Here is a 17,134-nt window from a genome sequence, read left to right on the forward strand (position 1 = left end):
CGGCTCCTCACAGCCTCGGCGTCGTAGCGAGAAGCTCGCTGGTGTACTCGTGCGACGGGGAGTTCAGGACCGATTCGACGGTGCCCTCCTCGACGATCTCGCCGCCGCGCAGGACCGCGATCCGGTCCGCGACCTCCGGGGCGAGGGCGATGTTGTGCGTCACGAACAGCATCGCCATCCCGAGGTCCCGGCGCAGTTCGCCGAGCAGCTCCACGATGGTGGCCTGCACGGACACGTCCAGCGCGGACGTGACCTCGTCGCAGACCAGGACGTCCGGCGTGGTCACGAGGGCGCGGGCGATCGCGGCGCGCTGGCGTTCGCCGCCGCTGAGCTGGTCCGGCAGCCGGTTGGCGAGGTCTTGCCGCAGCCGGACCCGGTCCAGCGTCTCCGCGACCCGCCGGCGGCGTTCGGCGCGGGACAGGGAAGTCAAGCGCACCAACGGGACCTCGATCGACTGGGCGATCGTCTTGCGCGGGTTCAGCGACGAGAACGGGCTTTGGAAGACGTACTGGATCCGGCGCAGTTCGTCCGTGCTGCGCTGCCGGGCCGCCGGGGCCAGCGGGGTGCCTTCGAGCGCGACGGTGCCGGTGAAGCCGCGGTTGAGCCCGGCGATGCACTGCGACAGCGTGGTTTTCCCCGAGCCGGACTCGCCGAGCAGCATCACGCTTTCGCCGCGCGTCACGGCGAGGTCGATGCCGCGCAGCACTTTGTGGTGCCCGTAGGACATCCGGATGTCGCGCGCGGCCAGCACGGCGTCGTCCGGCGGGGGAGCCGCGGCGGGCTCCGCCCCGAGGTCGGGCACGGCGGCGAGAAGCCGCTTCGTGTACGCGTGCTTCGGCCGCCGCAGCACGTCGTCGGCGATGCCGCATTCGACGAGATTTCCTTGGTACATCACGGCTGCCCGGTCGGCGAGCTGGGCCACCACGGCGAGATCGTGCGTGATGTAGAGCGCCGCGACCCCGTGTTCGGACGTCAGCTGCCGGACCGTTTCCAGCACCAGCGCCTGCGTCTTCACGTCCAGCCCGGTGGTCGGCTCGTCCAGCACGACCACGCTCGGACGGCACGCGAACGCCATCGCGATGCCGACCCGCTGCTGCTGCCCGCCGGACAGCTGATGCGGGTATCGCCGCTGGTAGGCCTCGTCGGACGGCAAGCCGACCTCGGCGAGCACCTCGGCCACCCGCTCGTCCGCCGAACCCGGATAGCCGTGCGTTTCCAGCACTTCGGCGATCTGCCTGCCGACCCGCAGCGCCGGGTTCAGCGACAGCGCCGGGTCTTGTGGGATGTACGCGACGGCGCTGCCCCGCAGTTCGCGGCGCGCGGCGTCGTCGAGGGCCAGCACGTCGACCGGCTCTCCGTCACGCGGGTGCAGCACGACCTTGCCGCCGCCGGACACCAGGCCGCGGCGGAAGTGGCCGAGCGCGGCCAGCCCGGCGGTCGTCTTCCCGGAGCCGGATTCCCCGACGAGCGCGAGCACCTCGCCGGGCGCGATCTCGTAGGACACCGAATGCAGCACCGGACGGCCCGCCGCCGTGCGCACGGCCAGCCCGGTCACCTCCAGCGCTTTCGTCATGCGCGCACCTCCCGGGTCCGCCCGGCCGCGGCCGAGGCGAGCGAGTCGGCGACGAGGTTCGTGCCGACGGCCAGCACCGCGATCGCGACCACCGGGAGCAGGACGCCCCACGGCTGCACGACGAGCGCGATCCGGTTCTCGTTGATCATCAGGCCCCAGTCCGCGGCCGGCGGCTGGATGCCGAGCCCGAGGAACGACAGCGAGGCGATGTAGCCGATTGAGTAGGTCAGCCGCAGCCCCAGCTCCACCATCAGCGGGCCGGTGATGTTCGGCAGGATCTCGCGCAGCAGGATCCGGCTGCGCGGGACGGCGTACATCTCGGCCGCGCGGATGTAGTCGTGGTTGCGCACCGAAACTGTGGCCTGCCGGGCGACCCGCGCGGTGCGCGGCGCGTGGGTCAGCCCGATGACCAGCACCAGCAGCCAGCCCTTCGGGCCGATCACCGCGATCGCCAGCAGCGCGATGACCAGCTGCGGGAACGACAGCAGCACGTCGTTGCCGCGCATCAGCAGGCTGTCCAGCCAGCCGCCGCCGTATCCGGCGACCATCCCGAGCAGCGCGCCGAGCACGATGCCCAGCGCGGTGGCGAGCACCGCGTAGAGCAGCAGTGTGGTGCCGCCCGCCAAGAAACGCGTGAGGACGTCGCGGCCCAGACCGTCGGTACCCATGAGCCCGTCGGGTTTGAACGGCTTTCCGGCGAAGTCGGTCGTGGTGTGGCCGGTGAGCACCGGGCCGAGCCAGGGACCGAGCAGCGCGACGAGAATGACGACCCCGGCCAGCACGGTGCCGACCTTGGCCTGCGGGAACGCCCAGGCGGCACGGATCAGCCCGGCCGGGCGCGGCGGGGTCTCCGGGGCCGCGGGCACCCTCTGCTCTTCTTCGACCGCGGTCATCGCACTGCCTCCGTCCGGAGCTTGGGATCGGCGAGGATGCCGATCACGTCGGCCAGCAGGTTCACCACGATGTAGACGGCGGCGATCAGCAGCGTCACGGCCTGGACGACGGCGACGTCGCGTTTGCCGACCGCGTCGATCAGGGCCTGGCCGATGCCGGGGTACCGGAACAGGAATTCGACCACCACGACGCCGCCGGCCAGCCAGGCCAGCTGGATCGCGACGACCTGCGCGACTGGGCCGACCGCATGCGGCAACGCGTGCCGCAGCAGCACCGTCCGCTCGCGCATTCCCTTAAGGCGCGCCATTTCCACGTAGCCGGAATCGAGGACTTCGTTCATCGTCGCGCGCATCATCCGGGTGATGTACGGCGTGACGACCAGCACGAGGGTGAGCACTGGCAGGACTAGCTGACTCGGTTGTGCCCAGACCGCTTCGCCTGGTGGCGTAAGCGTCACTGAGGGCAGGAAGCGGAACACTGTGGTCGCGAAGAGGACGATGAGCGCCACGCCGATCACGAACTCCGGCAGCGCGGCGATCACCAGGCTGACCCCGGACACCACCTGGTCGCTGGCGCGGCCGCGGCGCATCGCGCTCCACGTGCCGAGTGCGAGCCCGAGCGGGGTGGCGATCACGGCGGCGAGCACGAGCAGTACGAGCGAGGCCGACACCCGGTCCGCCAGCAGCGTCGTCACCGGGCCCTGAGTCGACGTCGAGGTGCCGAGGTCGCCGGTGAACAGGCCGCCGAGCCAGGAGAGATAGCGCTGCCAGACCGGTTCGTCGAGGTGCAGCTGGTGCTGCAGCGCGGCGATCCGCTCCGGAGTCGCCTGCTGGCCGAGGATCGCGCGCGCCGGGTCGCCGGGCAGCAGCAGCGTCGCGACGAATACCAGGAGGGTGACCAGCCACAGCACCACGAGGCTGACGAGAAGCCGTTTGACGATCAGCCTGGTCATGCCGCACCTCCTTCCGCCGTGCCGAGCCAGACCTGGCGGAACTGGTAGCCCGACAGGGAAATCCCGGTGCGGTCCGGCACGAGTCCGGCCACATAGGACTGATAGGCGTCGACCTGGTCGACGAAGCCCCACACGATGAGCCCGCCGCGGTCGTACTCGATCCGCTGTGCTTTTTGAAGCAGCTCGGTGCGCGCTTTCGCGTCCACAGTCGCGCTCGCCCGGGTGACGAGATCGGTGAATTCCGGGTCGTTCCAATGGGTTTCGTTGTACGGCGCTTTCGGCAGCGCGCCGGAGGCGACCTGCGGCAGGTAGTTGCGCGTGTACCAGAAGTCCTGCGCGAAATCCCAGGACAGGTAGTTCTCGCCGTAGAACGTGGTGGTGTCGATCTTCCGGATCCGCACGTTCACGCCGGCCGCCTTGGCCTGCTGCTGGAACACCTGCGCCGCCTCGACCGCGCCGGCCTGGATCGGCGCGGTCACCAGTTCGATGTCGAGGTTCGGCTTGCCCGCCTCGGCGAGCAGCCGTTTCGCCTCCGCGATGTTCTGCTTCCGCTGCGGCAGCTGCCGGTTGTAGGCCGGGTCGAAGGGCGCGTAGAGGTCGTTGCCGACCCGGCCCTGGCCGCTGAGCACCTGGTTGATCATCTGCTCGCGGTCGACCACCAGCCGCAGTGCCTGGCGCACCCGGACGTCGTCGAACGGCGGCCGGTCGACGCGCATGGTGAACGGCAGCCAGGTCCCGGTTTCCGACCGCAGCACCTGGATGCGCGGGTCGCTGCGGAGCACGTCCACGAGCGCCACCGGGACCTGGTCGATCGCGTCCACCTGGGACGAGAGGAGAGCGTTGATCCGGGCGTCGTCGTCGGCGAAGTTGATGAGCGAGAGCCGGTCCAGATACGGCTGGCCCGGCCGCCAGTAGTGCTCGTTGCGCACGAAGGTGCTCTGCAGGCCCGCGGTGAACGAGTCGATTTTGAACGGGCCGGTGCCGATCGGGCGCTTGACGTCGAAGTCGGCGGGGACGATGCCGAGGCTGTACTGGCCGAGCAGGTCGTCGAACCCGGAGTTCGGCGAGGTGAGCCGGAATTCGACGGTCCGGTCGCCGGTCGCGACGACCTCGCCGAGCATGGTCAGCCCGGCCGCGCCGCTCTTCGGGTCCTTCGGGTCGGTGATGCGGCGGAAGGTCGCGACGACGTCGGCCGGGGTCACCGGGCGGCCGTCGTGGAAGCGGATGCCCGAGCGCAGCACGGCGGTCCAGGTGCGCGCGTCCGGCGAGGGCTTCAGCGATTCGGCGACCAGCATCTGGAGCCGGTAGTCGTGATCGCGCAGCAGGAGCGGCTCGTAGAGGTTCAGCACCCGGGCGATGTCCGGGTTGGTGGCGGGGATGTGCGGGTCGAGCGTGTCGGACGCGCCTCCGCCGGTGACGCCGACGCGGAGGGCGCCGCCGCGTTTGGGCGGCCCGGAGGGTACGGCCGCGGCGACGGTGGAGCCGCAGGCGGCCAGCAGAGGGGCAGTGCCGGCGAGCGTGGCGCCGGCCAGGGCCGCGGTGAGGATGCGGCGGCGGGAAACGTTGGTCGGTTTACATCGGGCTTCCATGGGTGACTTTCGAGCGGGTGTCGTGAGCGGCAATCCCGCTTAGAACCGGGATTGCCACTCACGACACGGTGGGGAGGGGATCAGGCGATGGCGCGTCCCGCGTAGTCCGGGACCGGGGCGAGATGCGTGTCGAGCGCGGTGGCGACCTCGGCCGGGAACGGCGTCGCCCGGCCACCGGAAACGTGCAGGCACAACAGCTCTTCAGTGGCGACGAGTTCGCCGTCGACGCGCATTTCGTGGCACAGCCGCACCTTTTTCGCGCCGACTGACAGCACGGAGGTCGTCACGGCCAGCTCGGCGTCCGCGCCGACTTCGCGCAGGTACCGCACGTGCGCCTCCACTGTGTACAGCGACGCCCCGGTTCTCTCGCGGTAGCCGGGACCGAGGCCGACGATGTCCATCAGCGCGGTGGTCGCGTCGCCGAAGACGAGCACGTAGTAGGGCTCGGAGAGGTGGCCGTTGTAGTCGATCCACTCCGGACGGACTCGGTCGCGGTACTCAGCCACGACGGGCCTGCCCGACCGCGCGCTGGATCGCGATGACCGCCCGGTCGCGCTCGGCGATCAGGTCGGCGATCGTCCGCCCGTCCGCCTCGTCGTCGCATCCGGCGACCACGGCGTCGCGCAGTTCCTTGGTGAGTTCCGGTGCCTCGAGGCGCGTCCACGGCGACTTCAGCGACGGTCCGAAGTGATCGAGCATGTGCGCCATGCCGCCCTCGCCGCCGGCCAGGTGGAACGTCAGCATCGGGCCTTGGATCGGCCAGCGCAGGCCAGGTCCGTCGGTGATCGCGAGGTCGATCTGCTCGACGGTCGCCTCGCCGTTCGCGACCATGTGCAGGGCTTCGCGCCACAGCGCTTCCTGGAGCCGGTTCGCGATGAAGCCGGGCACCTCGCGGTCCATCGTGATCACGGACTTGCCGACGCGCCGGTAGAACGCGGCGGCCTGCTCGACCGCCCACGGCGCGCTGAGCTTCCCACCCGCGACCTCGACCAGCGGGATCAGATACGGCGGGTTGAACGGATGCCCGACGACGAGCCGTTCCGGAGTCTTCGCGGCGACCTGCATTTCGGTCATGCCGTACCCGGAGGTGGAGGAGGCGATCACGACGTCAGGCGCGGTGACCGCGTCGATGTCGGCGAGCAGTTTCTGCTTGAGCGCCAAGTCTTCCGGCGCGCTTTCCTGCACGAAGCCCACGCCGTCGACGGCTTCCCCGAGGGTCGCGGTGACGGTGAGCCGGTCGCGGCTCGCGCCTGGCTTGAGGCCCAGTTCGGTGAGCGCTGGCCAGGCCGCGCTGACGAGCCGTTCGAGCTTCTCCGCGGCGTCCGGCGCGGGATCCCAGGCCCGGACGTCGAAGCCCTGAGCGAGAAAGTGCGCGACCCAGCCGCCGCCGATGACTCCAGCGCCGATGCAAGCGACAGTGGTTTCAGGCATTCGCGCGCTCCTTAAGCCCGAGGATTTCCCGCGCCTGGCCGGGAGTGGCGATGTTCGCGCCGAGCTTCTGCACGATGTCGACCGCGCGTTCCACGAGCTGGCCGTTGGTGGCCTTGACGCCGCGCGCCAGGTAAAGGTTGTCCTCCAGCCCGACCCGGACGTGCCCGCCCAGCAGCACCGACTGCGCGACCCACGGCATCTGGTCGCGCCCGATGGCGAACGACGCCCACTGCGCGCCCTCCGGCAGCAGGTGCACCATCGCCTGCAGCAGCCCGGGATCCGGCGGTGCGCCGTACGGGATGCCCATGCACAGCTGGAACAGCGGCGGCGGGTCGATCAGGCCTTCTTCGACCATTTTCGTGGCGAACCACAGGTTGCCGGTGTCGAAGATCTCCAGCTCGGGCTTCACGCCCAGCTCCTGGATCCGCTTCGCGCCGGTGCGCAGCATGTCCGGAGTGGACACGTAAAGCTGGTTGCCCTCGCCGAAGTTCAGCGAACCGCAGTCGAGCGTGCAGATGTCCGGCAGCAGTTCCTCGACGTGCGGGAGCCGGTCGTGCGCGTTGACCAGGTCGGTGCCGTCGACCGGCTTGAGCGGGTCCTCGGCGTCGATGACGAGATCGCCGCCCATGCCCGCGGTGAGGTTGACGACAACGTCCACACCGGACTCTTTGACGAGCCGCACCGCCTCGCGATACAGCGCGACATCCCGCGACGGGGCTCCGGTTTCGGGTTCGCGCACGTGGATGTGCACCACGGCCGCGCCGGCGTTCGCGGCCTCGATCGCGCTCTCGGCGATCTGCGCCGGGCTGACCGGGACGTGCGGGCTCCGGCGGGTGGTGTCTCCCGCGCCGGTGAGCGCGCAGGTGACGATGACCTCGTGGTTCATCAGGCTCCTTGGACGATCGAGCGGTCGATGAAGTCGTGCAGGTGCGCGCGCATCGCGCCCACCGTGCTGCCGGGACGCCCGGTCAGCACCTGGATGCCGAGGCCGTCGATCAGCGCGGTGAGCTGGGCGGTGGCGGCCTCGGGGTCGGCCAGGCGGAATACGCCCTGCTCCTGGCCGGTGCGGATGGTCATGAGAATGGTCTGGTACCAGCGGCCGTAGGAATCGGTGTAGAGCGAACGCAGCCGCGGGTCGAGCGCGACCTCGTTCCAGACCTGCAGCCACACCGACCATTCGGCGCGCAGCAGGCCCTCGGTCGGCAGCTGGAGTTCGACGAGCTTCAGCAGCCGGTCGTGCGCGCCGGGCACCGCGTGCAGCTCGGCGACCTGCCGGTCGAAAGCGAGCTTCACGTTGCGCCGCAACGCTTCGTCGAGGACTTCGGTTTTGGTGGGGAAGTGGTAGTGGATGGCCGCGGAGCTGGTGCCGCACGCCTGGGCGATGTCGGCGATGCGGACCCGGTGGTAACCGCGCTCGGCGATGAGCTGCCAGGCGGTTTCGAGGATGCGGCGTCTTGGCTCGGAGTGTGCCAGGTCGTCGGGGTCGCTTGCGGTGCCCGCCGCGGGGGCTGGGACGGCGGTGACGGTTTTCGCGTCGTCGCTGCCGTTGAGCAGCCAGTTCACCGTGACGCCGGAGTATTCGGCTACGCGGACGAGTTCGTGCGGGGAGAAGCGGCGGGCGCCGTTGAGGGCCTTGGAGAGTTTGGTCTGGTCCAGGCCGATGGCGGCGGCGAACTCGCGCTGGGGGACGGGCATGGACTGGATCAGCTGCCGCACTCGTTCTCTCAGCTGGTCTGTTTCGTCCATGGGCTGGGACGGTAGTGCGGGGTTGCGAAAATCGCAACTTCGGTGGGGTTGGACACGTAACGGTTTGAATTTTCTGTTTTGTGTCAAGGAGTTGCGATTTCCTCTTGACTGGCGGATCAGTCGGTGGGCACCCCGAAGCCCCATTGTGCTGACGGTCGGTGGGTGCTTGTCAAGGCGGGAAAGATGCCTTGACAAGCACCCACCGACCGCAGGGAGGCTTCGTATCGGGGTGCGGGGGAGGGGCTGGGTGCACCGATGGTTGGGTGCGTTGGCTGCGGTTGGGTAGGCCGGTCTGGTCGCCGCGCCCGTGTGTGGTTCCACTCGCCGGGACGGCGGCGTCTTCGGGCGGCGGATGATAGGAATGGCCGGTGACCCACACTGACTTGATCGACGCCGCCGCGGACGAGGCTGTCACGCTCACCAGCGAGCTGATCCGCATCGACACCACCAACACCGGCGACCCCGAAACCCTCGTGGGCGAGCGGGTCGCGGCCGAGTACGTCGCGGAGAAGCTGACTGACGCCGGGTACGAGATCACCTACGTCGAGTCCGGCGGCAAGAACCGGCACAACGTCGTCGTGCGGCTGCCGGGGGCCGACCCGAGCCGGGGTGCGCTGCTGATTCACGGGCATCTCGACGTCGTCCCGGCGGATCCGGCCGAGTGGTCGGTGCACCCGTTCTCCGGCGCGGTCCAGGACGGGTACGTGTGGGGGCGCGGCGCGGTCGACATGAAGGACATGGTCGGCATGACGCTCGCGCTGGCCCGGCACTACAAGATCAACAATATCGTCCCGCCGCGCGACCTCGTGTTCTTGTTCGTCGCGGACGAGGAGGCGGGCGGCAAGTACGGCGCGCAGTGGCTGGTCGAGCACCGGCCGGAGTTGTTCGAGGGTGTCACCGAAGCGATCAGCGAGGTCGGCGGCTTCTCGATCACGTTGAAGGACAACGTCCGCGCGTACGTCATCGAGACGGCCGAGAAGGGCATCCGCTGGATGAAGCTGCGCGTGCGCGGCACCGCGGGCCACGGGTCGATGATCCACCGGGACAACGCGGTCACGAAGCTGTCCGAGGCGGTCGCGAAGCTCGGCACGCACCAGTTTCCGTTGGTGCTGACCGATTCCGTGCGCGAGTTCCTCGCCGGCGTCACCGAGATCACCGGCTGGGACTTCCCGGAGGACGACCTCGAGGGCTCGGTCGCGAAGCTCGGCAACATCTCGCGGATGATCGGTGCGACCCTGCGCGACACCGCGAATCCGACGATGCTCACCGCGGGCTACAAGTCGAACGTGATCCCCTCGGTCGCCGAGGCCGCGGTCGACTGCCGGATCCTGCCCGGCCGGATCGAGGCGTTCGACCGGGAGCTGGACGAGCTGCTCGGCCCGGACATCGAGAAGGAGTGGATGGAGCTGCCGCCGGTCGAGACGACGTTCGACGGCGCGCTCGTCGACGCGATGACCGCCGCGGTGCTCGCCGAGGACCCGGGCGCGCGCACCCTGCCGTACATGCTGTCCGGCGGCACCGACGCGAAGTCGTTCCAGCAGCTCGGCATCCGCAACTTCGGCTTCGCGCCGCTCAAGCTGCCCGCCGACCTCGACTTCTCCGGGCTCTTCCACGGCGTGGACGAACGCGTCCCGGTCGACGCGCTGAAGTTCGGCGTCCGCGTGCTGGACCGGTTCCTCCGCTCGTCCTGATGCCCGAGTTCCGGCTGGCCGACGGGACGCCCCTGCACCTCGTGCGCAGGGGCGACCCGGCGGCGGCCGTGACGGTCGTGCTGCTGCACGGCTACGCGCTCGACCAGCGCAGCTGGGGCCGGATCGCCCCGCTGCTGCCGGACGCGGTCGAGCAGCCGCTCGCGGTGCTCAGCTACGACCATCGCGGGCACGGCGAATCCGGCCGGGCGGCGCGCGGCACCGCGACGATGGGCCAGCTCGCCGACGATCTCGCCGAGGTGCTCGAGAAAGAGGTCCCGGACGGGCGCGTCGTGCTCGTCGGGCACGACATGGGCGGGCTCGCGGTGATGTCGCTGACCCAGCGGCATCCGGAGCTGTTCGCCGCGCGCGCCGGCGGGCTGGTGCTGCTGTCGACGTCGTCCGGGCGGATCGCCACCGAGGCGTCCGCGGCGTGGCCCAACGCGCTCGGGAAAGTCGCGCAGGACCTGGAAATGGTGCTGGGCGGGAAGCTGTACGGCCTGGTCCGCGAGCACACCAGCCGCGCGGTGAGCGCCGGGCTGCGCTGGTGGCTGTTCGGCGACGACCCGGACCCGGACCTGGTCGAGCTGACCGTGAAGATGATCCGCGGCAACTGGCCGCACACCATCGCGCAGTTCCGGCCCGCCCTCGACGCCTACGCGCGCGAGGCCGCGCTTTCGCTGGCCGGCGACCTGCCGGTGACGGCGATCGTGGGGGAGCGGGACCGGATCGTCGCGCCGTCGGACGTCGAGCAGTTCGTGCGCGGCCTGGCCCAGGGCTACGCCGTGGTGCTGCCCGGGGTCGGGCACGTCGTCCCGCTGGAGGCCGCCGCGCAGGTCGTCCCGCGCATCGCCGCGGTGGTGCACGAGGTCTACCGACAACAAAACCTGTCTTGACAATCTGAGTTTTCAACCGGACGATGGGACGCATGTTTCCCGTTGCGGTGATCGAGGACGCGGCCGCGGCCGAGGTGTCGCTGGACCCGGTCCGGGCCCGGCTGCTGGCCGAACTGGCGCAGCCGGCGTCGGCGACGATGCTGGCCGCGCGCGTGGACCTGCCGAGGCAGAAGGTCAACTACCACCTGCGCGCGCTGGAGAAGCACGGGCTCGTGGAGCTGGTCGAAGAGCGGCGCAAGGGCAACGTCACCGAGCGGATGATGCGCGCGACCGCGGCGTCGTACGTGATCTCGCCGTCCGCGCTCGCGGCCGTGCAGCCTGATCCGGCGCAGTCGCCGGACCGGTTGTCCGCGCGCTGGCTGCTGGCGGTCGCCGGACGGCTGGTGCGCGATGTCGGAATCCTGATCACCGGTGCGGCGAAAGCGAAGAAACGCGTCGCCACCTTCGCGCTCGACGGCGAAGTGCGGTTCGCTTCGGCAGCGGACCGGGCGGCGTTCGCGGAGGAACTGGCGACCGCGGTGACCGAGCTGGTGGGGAAGTACCACGACGAGAAAGCCGAGAACGGCCGCGCGCACCGCGTGGTGCTGGCGGTGCACCCGAGCGTGCCGATGGGGGAGGAAGACGGGCGTGGGTAAGGAATTCGAGCAGATCGACGTCGCCGAGGTCCCGGTCGAACCGGAGGAGGTCTGGGCGGCGATCGCGACCGGGCCGGGGATCGACTCGTGGTTCATGGGCCGCAACGAGGTCGACGGCGGACTGGGCGGCGCGGTGCGAGGAGCGTTCGCCGCCTACGAGCCGACGCACCCGATCACCGCGTGGGACCCGCCGAACCGGCTGGCCTACGGCGGCGAACCGGAGCCGGACGGACGGCGGATCGCGTACGAATTCCTCGTCGAGGGCCGCGACGGCGGCAGTTCGGTGATCCGCTGCGTCACGAGCGGCTTCCTGCCCGGCGACGACTGGGCGGACGAGTTCGAGGCCATGCAGGCGGGCGGCGCGCTGTTCTTCCGCAACCTGGTGGAGTTCGTGCGGCACTTCCCGGGCCGGACCGCGAAGCCGGTGACGGCGTTCGGGCCTGCGGTTGTCACAGACTGGCCGGCGTTGTGGGCTGCGCTGGCGAAGGAGTTGGGCGTCGAGCAGCTGACTGTCGGCGCGAAGGTCCGGCTGGCCGGTACCGACGGCGTGGTTTACGCGGTGAACGACCAAACCGTCGGGATCCGCACCGATGCGGGGCTTTTCTGTTTCCTGCAAGGCTTCCACGGCCCCCTGGTGGCGACTCACCACGTGGTCGCGCCGGACGTGGACGCGGCGGCCGAGGAAGCGAAGTGGGCGGAGTGGATGGTCGCTGTCGAAAACCGGGCCGCTCATTCGTCACCTGGTCGATAGTGCTTCCGACCATGAGGAGAGATCGTGCAGTACGCGATGCTGATCTGCGGCGACGACCGCGAATGGGCCGCCCTGTCCGCCGCGGACGAGGAGGCCGCGATGACGGGGATCTACGCGTGGTTCGAGCGCTGGCAGCCGACCGGAAAGGTCGGGAACGGCGTCGAACTGCAGCCCCGCGAGACGGCGAAGACGGTGCGCGCCGGGTCGAACGGACAGCCGGTGGTCACTGACGGGCCTTATGTGGAACTGAAGGAGGTCGTCGGCTCGGTCATCGTGCTGGAGTGCGCCGATCTCGACGAGGCGGTGGAGATCGCGGCGAGCTGGCCGCTGGGGCCGGGGGTGAGCGCGGTCGAGGTCCGGCCGATGCTGAGCCGCGAGGAGGGGTGAGGCTTGGTGCGAAAACTCGTTCTGAAGATGTCGATGTCGCTGGACGGCTTCGTCTGCGGACCGGACGGTGAGGCCGGATGGATGCTGCGCTCGCGCGGCGAGGACTCGGCGGCTTGGCTCGTGGAGAACCTTCAGCAGGCGGGCGTGCACGTCGTCGGAAGCCGGACCTACCACGCGATGGCGCGGCATTGGCCGACGTCGCCCGAGCCCGTGGCAGCGCCGATGAACGACATCCCGAAGGTGGTGTTCACCCGGCAGAAACCAGCGGAGGCCGATCTGTCCTCCTACGCGGAAAGCTGGTCGTCGGCCCGGTTCGCGCACGGCGACCTCGCCGACGAGATCCAGCGGCTGAAAGAACAGCCGGGCAAAGACATTTTCGCGCACGGGGGAGCGGGTTTCGCCCGCAGCCTCGTGCGGCTCGGCCTGGTGGACGAGTACCGACTCGTAGTGCATCCGGTCGCGATCGGTGCCGGGCAGGCGCTCTTCGGCGACCTGCCGAAGCCGGTGAACCTGGATCTCGTCAGCACGACCGTCTTCAAGGCGGGCACGATGGCGCAGGTCTACCGTCCGGTCGCCGGTTGACCGGTCGCTTGCTACCCCGCGAACTCGGCCACTCGGCGCGCCATCAACTCCCGTTCGGCCGGGTTCGTGGCCAGCTCGAGCGCCCGTTCCGCGGACACCCGCGCCTCGCCGGGCCGGTCGAGCGCGGCGAGTAGATCGGCGCGGGCAGCGTGCCACCGGTGATAGCCGGACAACCGGTCCTCGAGCGCGTCGACCTCGTCGAGCGCCGGGGCAGGGCCGACGGCGTACCGCGTGGCCACCGCCCGGTTCAGCAACACCACCGGCGACGGATCCAGCGCGTACAACCGGTCGTGCAACGCTCGGATGCCAACCCAGTCAGTGTCCTCGAAACTGGCCGCGACGGCGTGTATCGCGGCGATGCCAGCCCGGGTCTGGTACGGCCCGGGCTGGCCAAGCTGCACCGCCGCGCGCAACCGCAGCACCGCGCGCTGGATCGCCGAACGGTCCCACAGTCGCCGATCCTGGTGTTCCAGCAGCACGATGCGGTCCTGCGCGTCGAACCGTGCCGCGACGCGCGCCTGGTGCAACTCCAGCAATGCGGCCAGCCCGGCGACCTCCGGCTCGCGCGGCAGCATTTCGGCAAGCTGCCGTGCCAGCTCAACCCCTTCCCGCGCCAGCTCCTGCCGCTGCGCCGACGGACCGCTGGACAGGTACCCCTCGTTGAACACCAGGTAGAGCACCGCGAGCACGGCCGGAAGGCGATCGGCGTACTCCTGTGGCGGCTCGAACCCGATGCCGCGCTCCCGCAGCTGCCGTTTGGCCCGCGAAAGCCGCTGCGCCATCGTCGGCAGCGGTACGAGGAACGCGGCCGCGATCTCCGCGGTGGTCAACCCGCCCGCGGCGTAGAGCGTGAGCGCGACCCGCGCGGGCTCGGGCAAATCCGGGTGGCAGCAAGCGAAAATCATCCCCAGCCGGTCGTCGGCCCCCGGCTCCGGCGGAGGCTCCGACGCCGCCCGAGCAGCCTTCTCCCGGCCGACCGCATCCCGCCGGAGCCGGTCGATTGCCTTGTGCCAGCCGGTGGTGACCAGCCATCCGGCGGGATTGGACGGCACTCCTTCCCCGGGCCACCGCTTGAGCGCCTCGGCGATCGCTTCCGACAGCGCTTCCTCGGCCTGGTCGAAGTCGCCGAGCCGACGGCTGAGCGCTCCCAGCATGCTGGGAGCGTCCGTGCGCCAGATCCGTTCGGTCAGTTCGGCGACATCGTTCACCACGCCATCCTGGTTCAGGCGCGGACGTAGCGCAGCAAGGCGACGCCGCTCCCGAACGTCCGGCTGGTAGTCGTCCACCGAGAATCCGGCATCGAACAACGGCACCCTCCGCCGACCAGCCGCACCGGCGGGGCCGGGAACCTCGGGGAGGAAAACGTAGTGCCGCAGGTGGGTATAGGCGTCGGGGACTCCGAGGTCCACGCCCATCCGGCAGGAGACCCCCGTGTCGAAGTGCCGATAGGGAACGTCCGCTGGGCGAACACCACACCCCACCGAGAAATCGCCCCGGTTTCTGGACTGAGCGATCCGCTCGGCCCCCGGGCCGAGCGGATCGGGAGGGAAGAAACCGGATGAAGGCGATTTCTCCGCCGCGACGAAGTCGCGGCAATCAGACCCAGTCGCGGCAATCAGACACAGTCAGGTCGCGAGCCCCGACGTGTGGTCCGCCGCGCTGCGTTTCCGCCGCAGCCACACCCGCCGCGTCCCGTCGGCGTACAGCCGGACCGTCCGCAGTTCCCAGCCCGCGAACTCCGCGTGGATGGAGAGCTGGATCATCGCCGCGCGCCGCGAGATCGCCGGGGGAGGCGCAGGCGGCGATACTCCCAATCCCCTTCGACCACCGCCTCGTCGACTGTCGTCATGGCTGGATCACCTGGGTCCCTTCTCCGGCGGCCGAGCCGACGAACACGCGGCCGCTCTGGTCGTCGACGCCCACCGTGTCCGGCTGGCGCACGGTCGGGAATCGATACTTCTCGACGGGCTCCCCGCCGCGGACGTCGTAGCCGACGACCTCGTTGCGGGCGGTCAGGGTGATCCACGCCAGGCTGCGCTTCGCGTCGTAGGCGATGCCGTACGCGCCGCCCGGCACCGGGTAGCGCTGGCGGAGGATCAGGGGGTTGGTCGAGAACGCGAGGAGTGCGCCCGCGCGGGCGTCGGTGACCAGGACGCGGCCGTAGGAGTCGGCGACCGCGTTGGCCGCGCCGTCGCCCGCGCGCAGGCCCTCGTCCATGGTCCCGGCCTTGACGTCGACACTGAACACGGCGGTGCGGAGCCGGTCGAGGACCACGACGCCGTTGCCGGTGTCGACCACGTCGTCGGCGCTGTAGAGCTGCCCGGTGATCGTTTTCGCCACCGCGCCGTTCGCCAGCACCTCGACGGCCTTGCGGTCGCGGACCGCGACGAGCGTGTCCGGTCCGTCGGCGAGCCCGGCGGCGGGCTGTCCGGCGACCTTCTCGGCGGTCAGCTGGCCGCTCGGCAGCGCGACCCGGGCGAGCACGCCCTTGCCCGGGACACCGGCCAGCGCCTGGCCCCCGGACACGCTGAGCGATTCCGCCGGACCGGGCAGCGCGACGGTCTTCTTCGGCGCGCCGAGCGAGGCGAGATCGTAAATCCGCAGCTCAGGCGGCTGGGAGAGGGCCACGACGAGGGTGTGGCTCTGCTGGTCGGTCCCGATCGCGGACACCACCGGCATGGGCAGCACCTGCCCGGACGGAGGCACCGTGCGGGCGGGGGAGACCGCCGGTTCCGCGGCCGTCGGATTGGCCACGACCTGCAGACTGTCCTTCGGCTGCGCGGACGACGAGCAGGCGGACAGCGCGAGCGCACCGGCCAGCGGGATCGCGATCCGCGAGGCGGCGGTGAGCCGACGCACCTTGAAACCTCCAGCAAAGCTCCGGCGAGCGGGTCCCTCCAGCATCCTCTCCGAACGCCGAACCGTCACGCCCGTGTCACCGACCCGACACCTGCGACTCACCGGGTGCCCCGTTCCGGATAGCCGAAGTCGACGCTGCTGACGTCGTCCAGCGCGCTGCGGATGGCAGGCGGAAGCGTGAGGTCTTCGGCGGCGAGCGACCCGGTGAGCTGGCCGGTGTCGCGCGCGCCGACCACCGGAGCGGCCACGCCGGGCCGGTCCCGCACCCAGGCGAGCGCCACCGCGAGCGGCGACGTGCCGAGCCCTTCGGCGGCGGTCGCGACGGCCTGCACGATCCGCGCGGCCCGTTCAGTGCGGTGGTGTTCGACGTACCCGGCGTACTCGGCGGACGCGCCGCGCGAATCGGCGGGCGTGCCCGTGCGGTACTTGCCGGTGAGGACGCCGCGGCCGAGCGGAGCCCACGGCAGGACGCCGATCCCGTGGTGCGCCGCGGCCGGGACGACTTCGCGTTCGATGCCGCGTTCCAGCAGCGAGTACTCGAACTGCCCGGACACGAGCGGCACCGTGGCGAGCGAGGCGGCGGTCGCGAGCTGCCAGCCCGCGTAGTTGGAGACGCCGACGTAGCGGACCTTGCCGCTCGTCACCGCGTAGTCGAGCGCGGACAGCGTTTCCTCGATCGGCACGCCGGAATCCCACGCGTGCAGCTGCCACAGGTCGATGTGGTCGGTGCGCAGCCGCCGCAGCGAGCCTTCGAGCGCGGACAGCAGCGCGCCGCGCGAGGCCCCGCCGCCGAACGGCCCGTCGGTGCGGCGCGCGACAGTCTTGGTGGCCAGCACGACGTCCTCGCGCGGCACCAGGTCCGACAGCAGCTCGCCGAGCATCCGCTCGGCCTCGCCGCCGGCGTAGAGATCGGCGGTGTCCACGAGCGTGCCGCCCGCGTCGACGAACGCGACCAGCTGGCTGGCCGCCTCGTCCGGATCGGTGTCGCCGCCCCACGTCATGGTGCCGAGGGCCATCCGCGATATCCGCAGTCCCGACCGGCCGAGCTGTCGCTTTTCCACGACCGCCGAGCCTAGTGGGCGCACCCCGCCGAACCCGACCAAGGTGACGCCGTGTCGGACCGGGGCCCTCCCGGGAGTCCTCAGGAGCCA

Annotated in this window: 17 protein-coding genes and 1 pseudogene; 6 read left to right on the top strand and 12 right to left on the bottom strand. The window is 70.5% G+C overall.

Going from position 1 to position 17,134, the window contains the following annotated elements; genetic code table 11:
- Positions 1 to 7: 7 nt before the first annotated feature.
- The 8 genes from RPX00_RS36145 to RPX00_RS36180 form a co-directional block, all read right to left on the bottom strand.
- Positions 8 to 1,573, bottom strand: a complete 1,566-nt coding sequence (locus tag RPX00_RS36145; RefSeq protein WP_406632152.1) for an ABC transporter ATP-binding protein — start codon at positions 1,571 to 1,573, stop codon at positions 8 to 10.
- Complete coding sequence (locus tag RPX00_RS36150) at positions 1,570 to 2,466, bottom strand: ABC transporter permease (protein WP_406632154.1); 897 nt, start codon at positions 2,464 to 2,466, stop codon at positions 1,570 to 1,572. The genes RPX00_RS36145 and RPX00_RS36150 overlap by 4 nt, the downstream gene beginning before the upstream one ends.
- Positions 2,463 to 3,419: an ABC transporter permease gene (locus RPX00_RS36155; protein WP_406632156.1), complete on the bottom strand. Its 957-nt coding sequence runs from the start codon at positions 3,417 to 3,419 to the stop codon at positions 2,463 to 2,465. Before RPX00_RS36155 ends, RPX00_RS36150 begins: the two co-directional genes overlap by 4 nt.
- Positions 3,416 to 5,008 carry an ABC transporter substrate-binding protein gene (locus RPX00_RS36160; RefSeq protein WP_406632158.1) on the bottom strand — a complete coding sequence of 531 codons (1,593 nt, stop codon included), beginning with the start codon at positions 5,006 to 5,008 and terminating at the stop codon, positions 3,416 to 3,418. The genes RPX00_RS36155 and RPX00_RS36160 overlap by 4 nt, the downstream gene beginning before the upstream one ends.
- 80 nt (positions 5,009 to 5,088) lie before the next feature.
- A complete protein-coding gene (locus tag RPX00_RS36165) occupies positions 5,089 to 5,514 on the bottom strand; it encodes a thioesterase family protein (RefSeq protein WP_406632160.1) in 426 nt (141 codons plus the stop codon).
- Positions 5,507 to 6,439 carry a 3-hydroxyacyl-CoA dehydrogenase NAD-binding domain-containing protein gene (locus RPX00_RS36170; protein ID WP_406632162.1) on the bottom strand — a complete coding sequence of 311 codons (933 nt, stop codon included), beginning with the start codon at positions 6,437 to 6,439 and terminating at the stop codon, positions 5,507 to 5,509. Before RPX00_RS36170 ends, RPX00_RS36165 begins: the two co-directional genes overlap by 8 nt.
- Positions 6,432 to 7,325: a 3-keto-5-aminohexanoate cleavage protein gene (locus RPX00_RS36175; RefSeq protein ID WP_406632164.1), complete on the bottom strand. Its 894-nt coding sequence runs from the start codon at positions 7,323 to 7,325 to the stop codon at positions 6,432 to 6,434. Before RPX00_RS36175 ends, RPX00_RS36170 begins: the two co-directional genes overlap by 8 nt.
- Positions 7,325 to 8,185 carry a TetR family transcriptional regulator C-terminal domain-containing protein gene (locus RPX00_RS36180; RefSeq protein WP_406632166.1) on the bottom strand — a complete coding sequence of 287 codons (861 nt, stop codon included), beginning with the start codon at positions 8,183 to 8,185 and terminating at the stop codon, positions 7,325 to 7,327. Before RPX00_RS36180 ends, RPX00_RS36175 begins: the two co-directional genes overlap by 1 nt.
- A gap of 368 nt (positions 8,186 to 8,553) precedes the next feature.
- Here RPX00_RS36180 and RPX00_RS36185 point away from each other — a divergent pair, with 368 nt between their 5' ends.
- The 6 genes from RPX00_RS36185 to RPX00_RS36210 are packed head-to-tail and all read left to right on the top strand — an operon-like array spanning position 8,554 to position 13,124.
- Positions 8,554 to 9,876 carry a M20/M25/M40 family metallo-hydrolase gene (locus tag RPX00_RS36185; RefSeq protein WP_406632168.1) on the top strand — a complete coding sequence of 441 codons (1,323 nt, stop codon included), beginning with the start codon at positions 8,554 to 8,556 and terminating at the stop codon, positions 9,874 to 9,876.
- A complete protein-coding gene (locus tag RPX00_RS36190; RefSeq protein WP_406632170.1) occupies positions 9,876 to 10,769 on the top strand; it encodes an alpha/beta fold hydrolase in 894 nt (297 codons plus the stop codon). Before RPX00_RS36185 ends, RPX00_RS36190 begins: the two co-directional genes overlap by 1 nt.
- Positions 10,770 to 10,801: 32 nt before the next feature.
- A complete protein-coding gene (locus tag RPX00_RS36195; RefSeq protein ID WP_406632172.1) occupies positions 10,802 to 11,404 on the top strand; it encodes an ArsR/SmtB family transcription factor in 603 nt (200 codons plus the stop codon).
- Positions 11,397 to 12,155, top strand: coding sequence for an SRPBCC domain-containing protein (locus RPX00_RS36200; protein ID WP_406632174.1), 759 nt, complete (start codon positions 11,397 to 11,399; stop codon positions 12,153 to 12,155). The genes RPX00_RS36195 and RPX00_RS36200 overlap by 8 nt, the downstream gene beginning before the upstream one ends.
- Before the next feature lie 24 nt (positions 12,156 to 12,179).
- Positions 12,180 to 12,542, top strand: coding sequence for a YciI family protein (locus RPX00_RS36205; protein WP_406632176.1), 363 nt, complete (start codon positions 12,180 to 12,182; stop codon positions 12,540 to 12,542).
- 6 nt (positions 12,543 to 12,548) lie between these two features.
- On the top strand, positions 12,549 to 13,124 hold the full coding sequence (locus RPX00_RS36210; protein WP_406632178.1) for a dihydrofolate reductase family protein: 576 nt from the start codon (positions 12,549 to 12,551) through the stop codon (positions 13,122 to 13,124).
- Between the two features lie 11 nt (positions 13,125 to 13,135).
- On the opposite strand, the gene RPX00_RS36215 is transcribed toward RPX00_RS36210, so the two are convergent.
- The 4 genes and pseudogenes from RPX00_RS36215 to RPX00_RS36230 form a co-directional block, all read right to left on the bottom strand.
- A complete protein-coding gene (locus RPX00_RS36215; RefSeq protein ID WP_406632180.1) occupies positions 13,136 to 14,539 on the bottom strand; it encodes an RNA polymerase sigma factor in 1,404 nt (467 codons plus the stop codon).
- Positions 14,540 to 14,749: 210 nt separating this feature from the next.
- Positions 14,750 to 14,973 (bottom strand): annotated as a pseudogene (locus RPX00_RS36220) (DUF5703 family protein).
- The gene (locus RPX00_RS36225; RefSeq protein ID WP_406632182.1) at positions 14,970 to 15,983 is read right to left on the bottom strand and encodes a YncE family protein; all 1,014 of its coding nucleotides are present in this window, start codon (positions 15,981 to 15,983) and stop codon (positions 14,970 to 14,972) included. The pseudogene RPX00_RS36220 and the gene RPX00_RS36225 overlap by 4 nt, the downstream one beginning before the upstream one ends.
- A gap of 98 nt (positions 15,984 to 16,081) precedes the next feature.
- On the bottom strand, positions 16,082 to 17,044 hold the full coding sequence (locus tag RPX00_RS36230; protein WP_406632183.1) for an aldo/keto reductase: 963 nt from the start codon (positions 17,042 to 17,044) through the stop codon (positions 16,082 to 16,084).
- Between the last annotated feature and the right edge of the window lie 90 nt (positions 17,045 to 17,134).

Origin of the sequence: Amycolatopsis sp. WGS_07 (genome assembly GCF_045278895.1) — a bacterium.
GTDB lineage: Bacteria > Actinomycetota > Actinomycetes > Mycobacteriales > Pseudonocardiaceae > Amycolatopsis.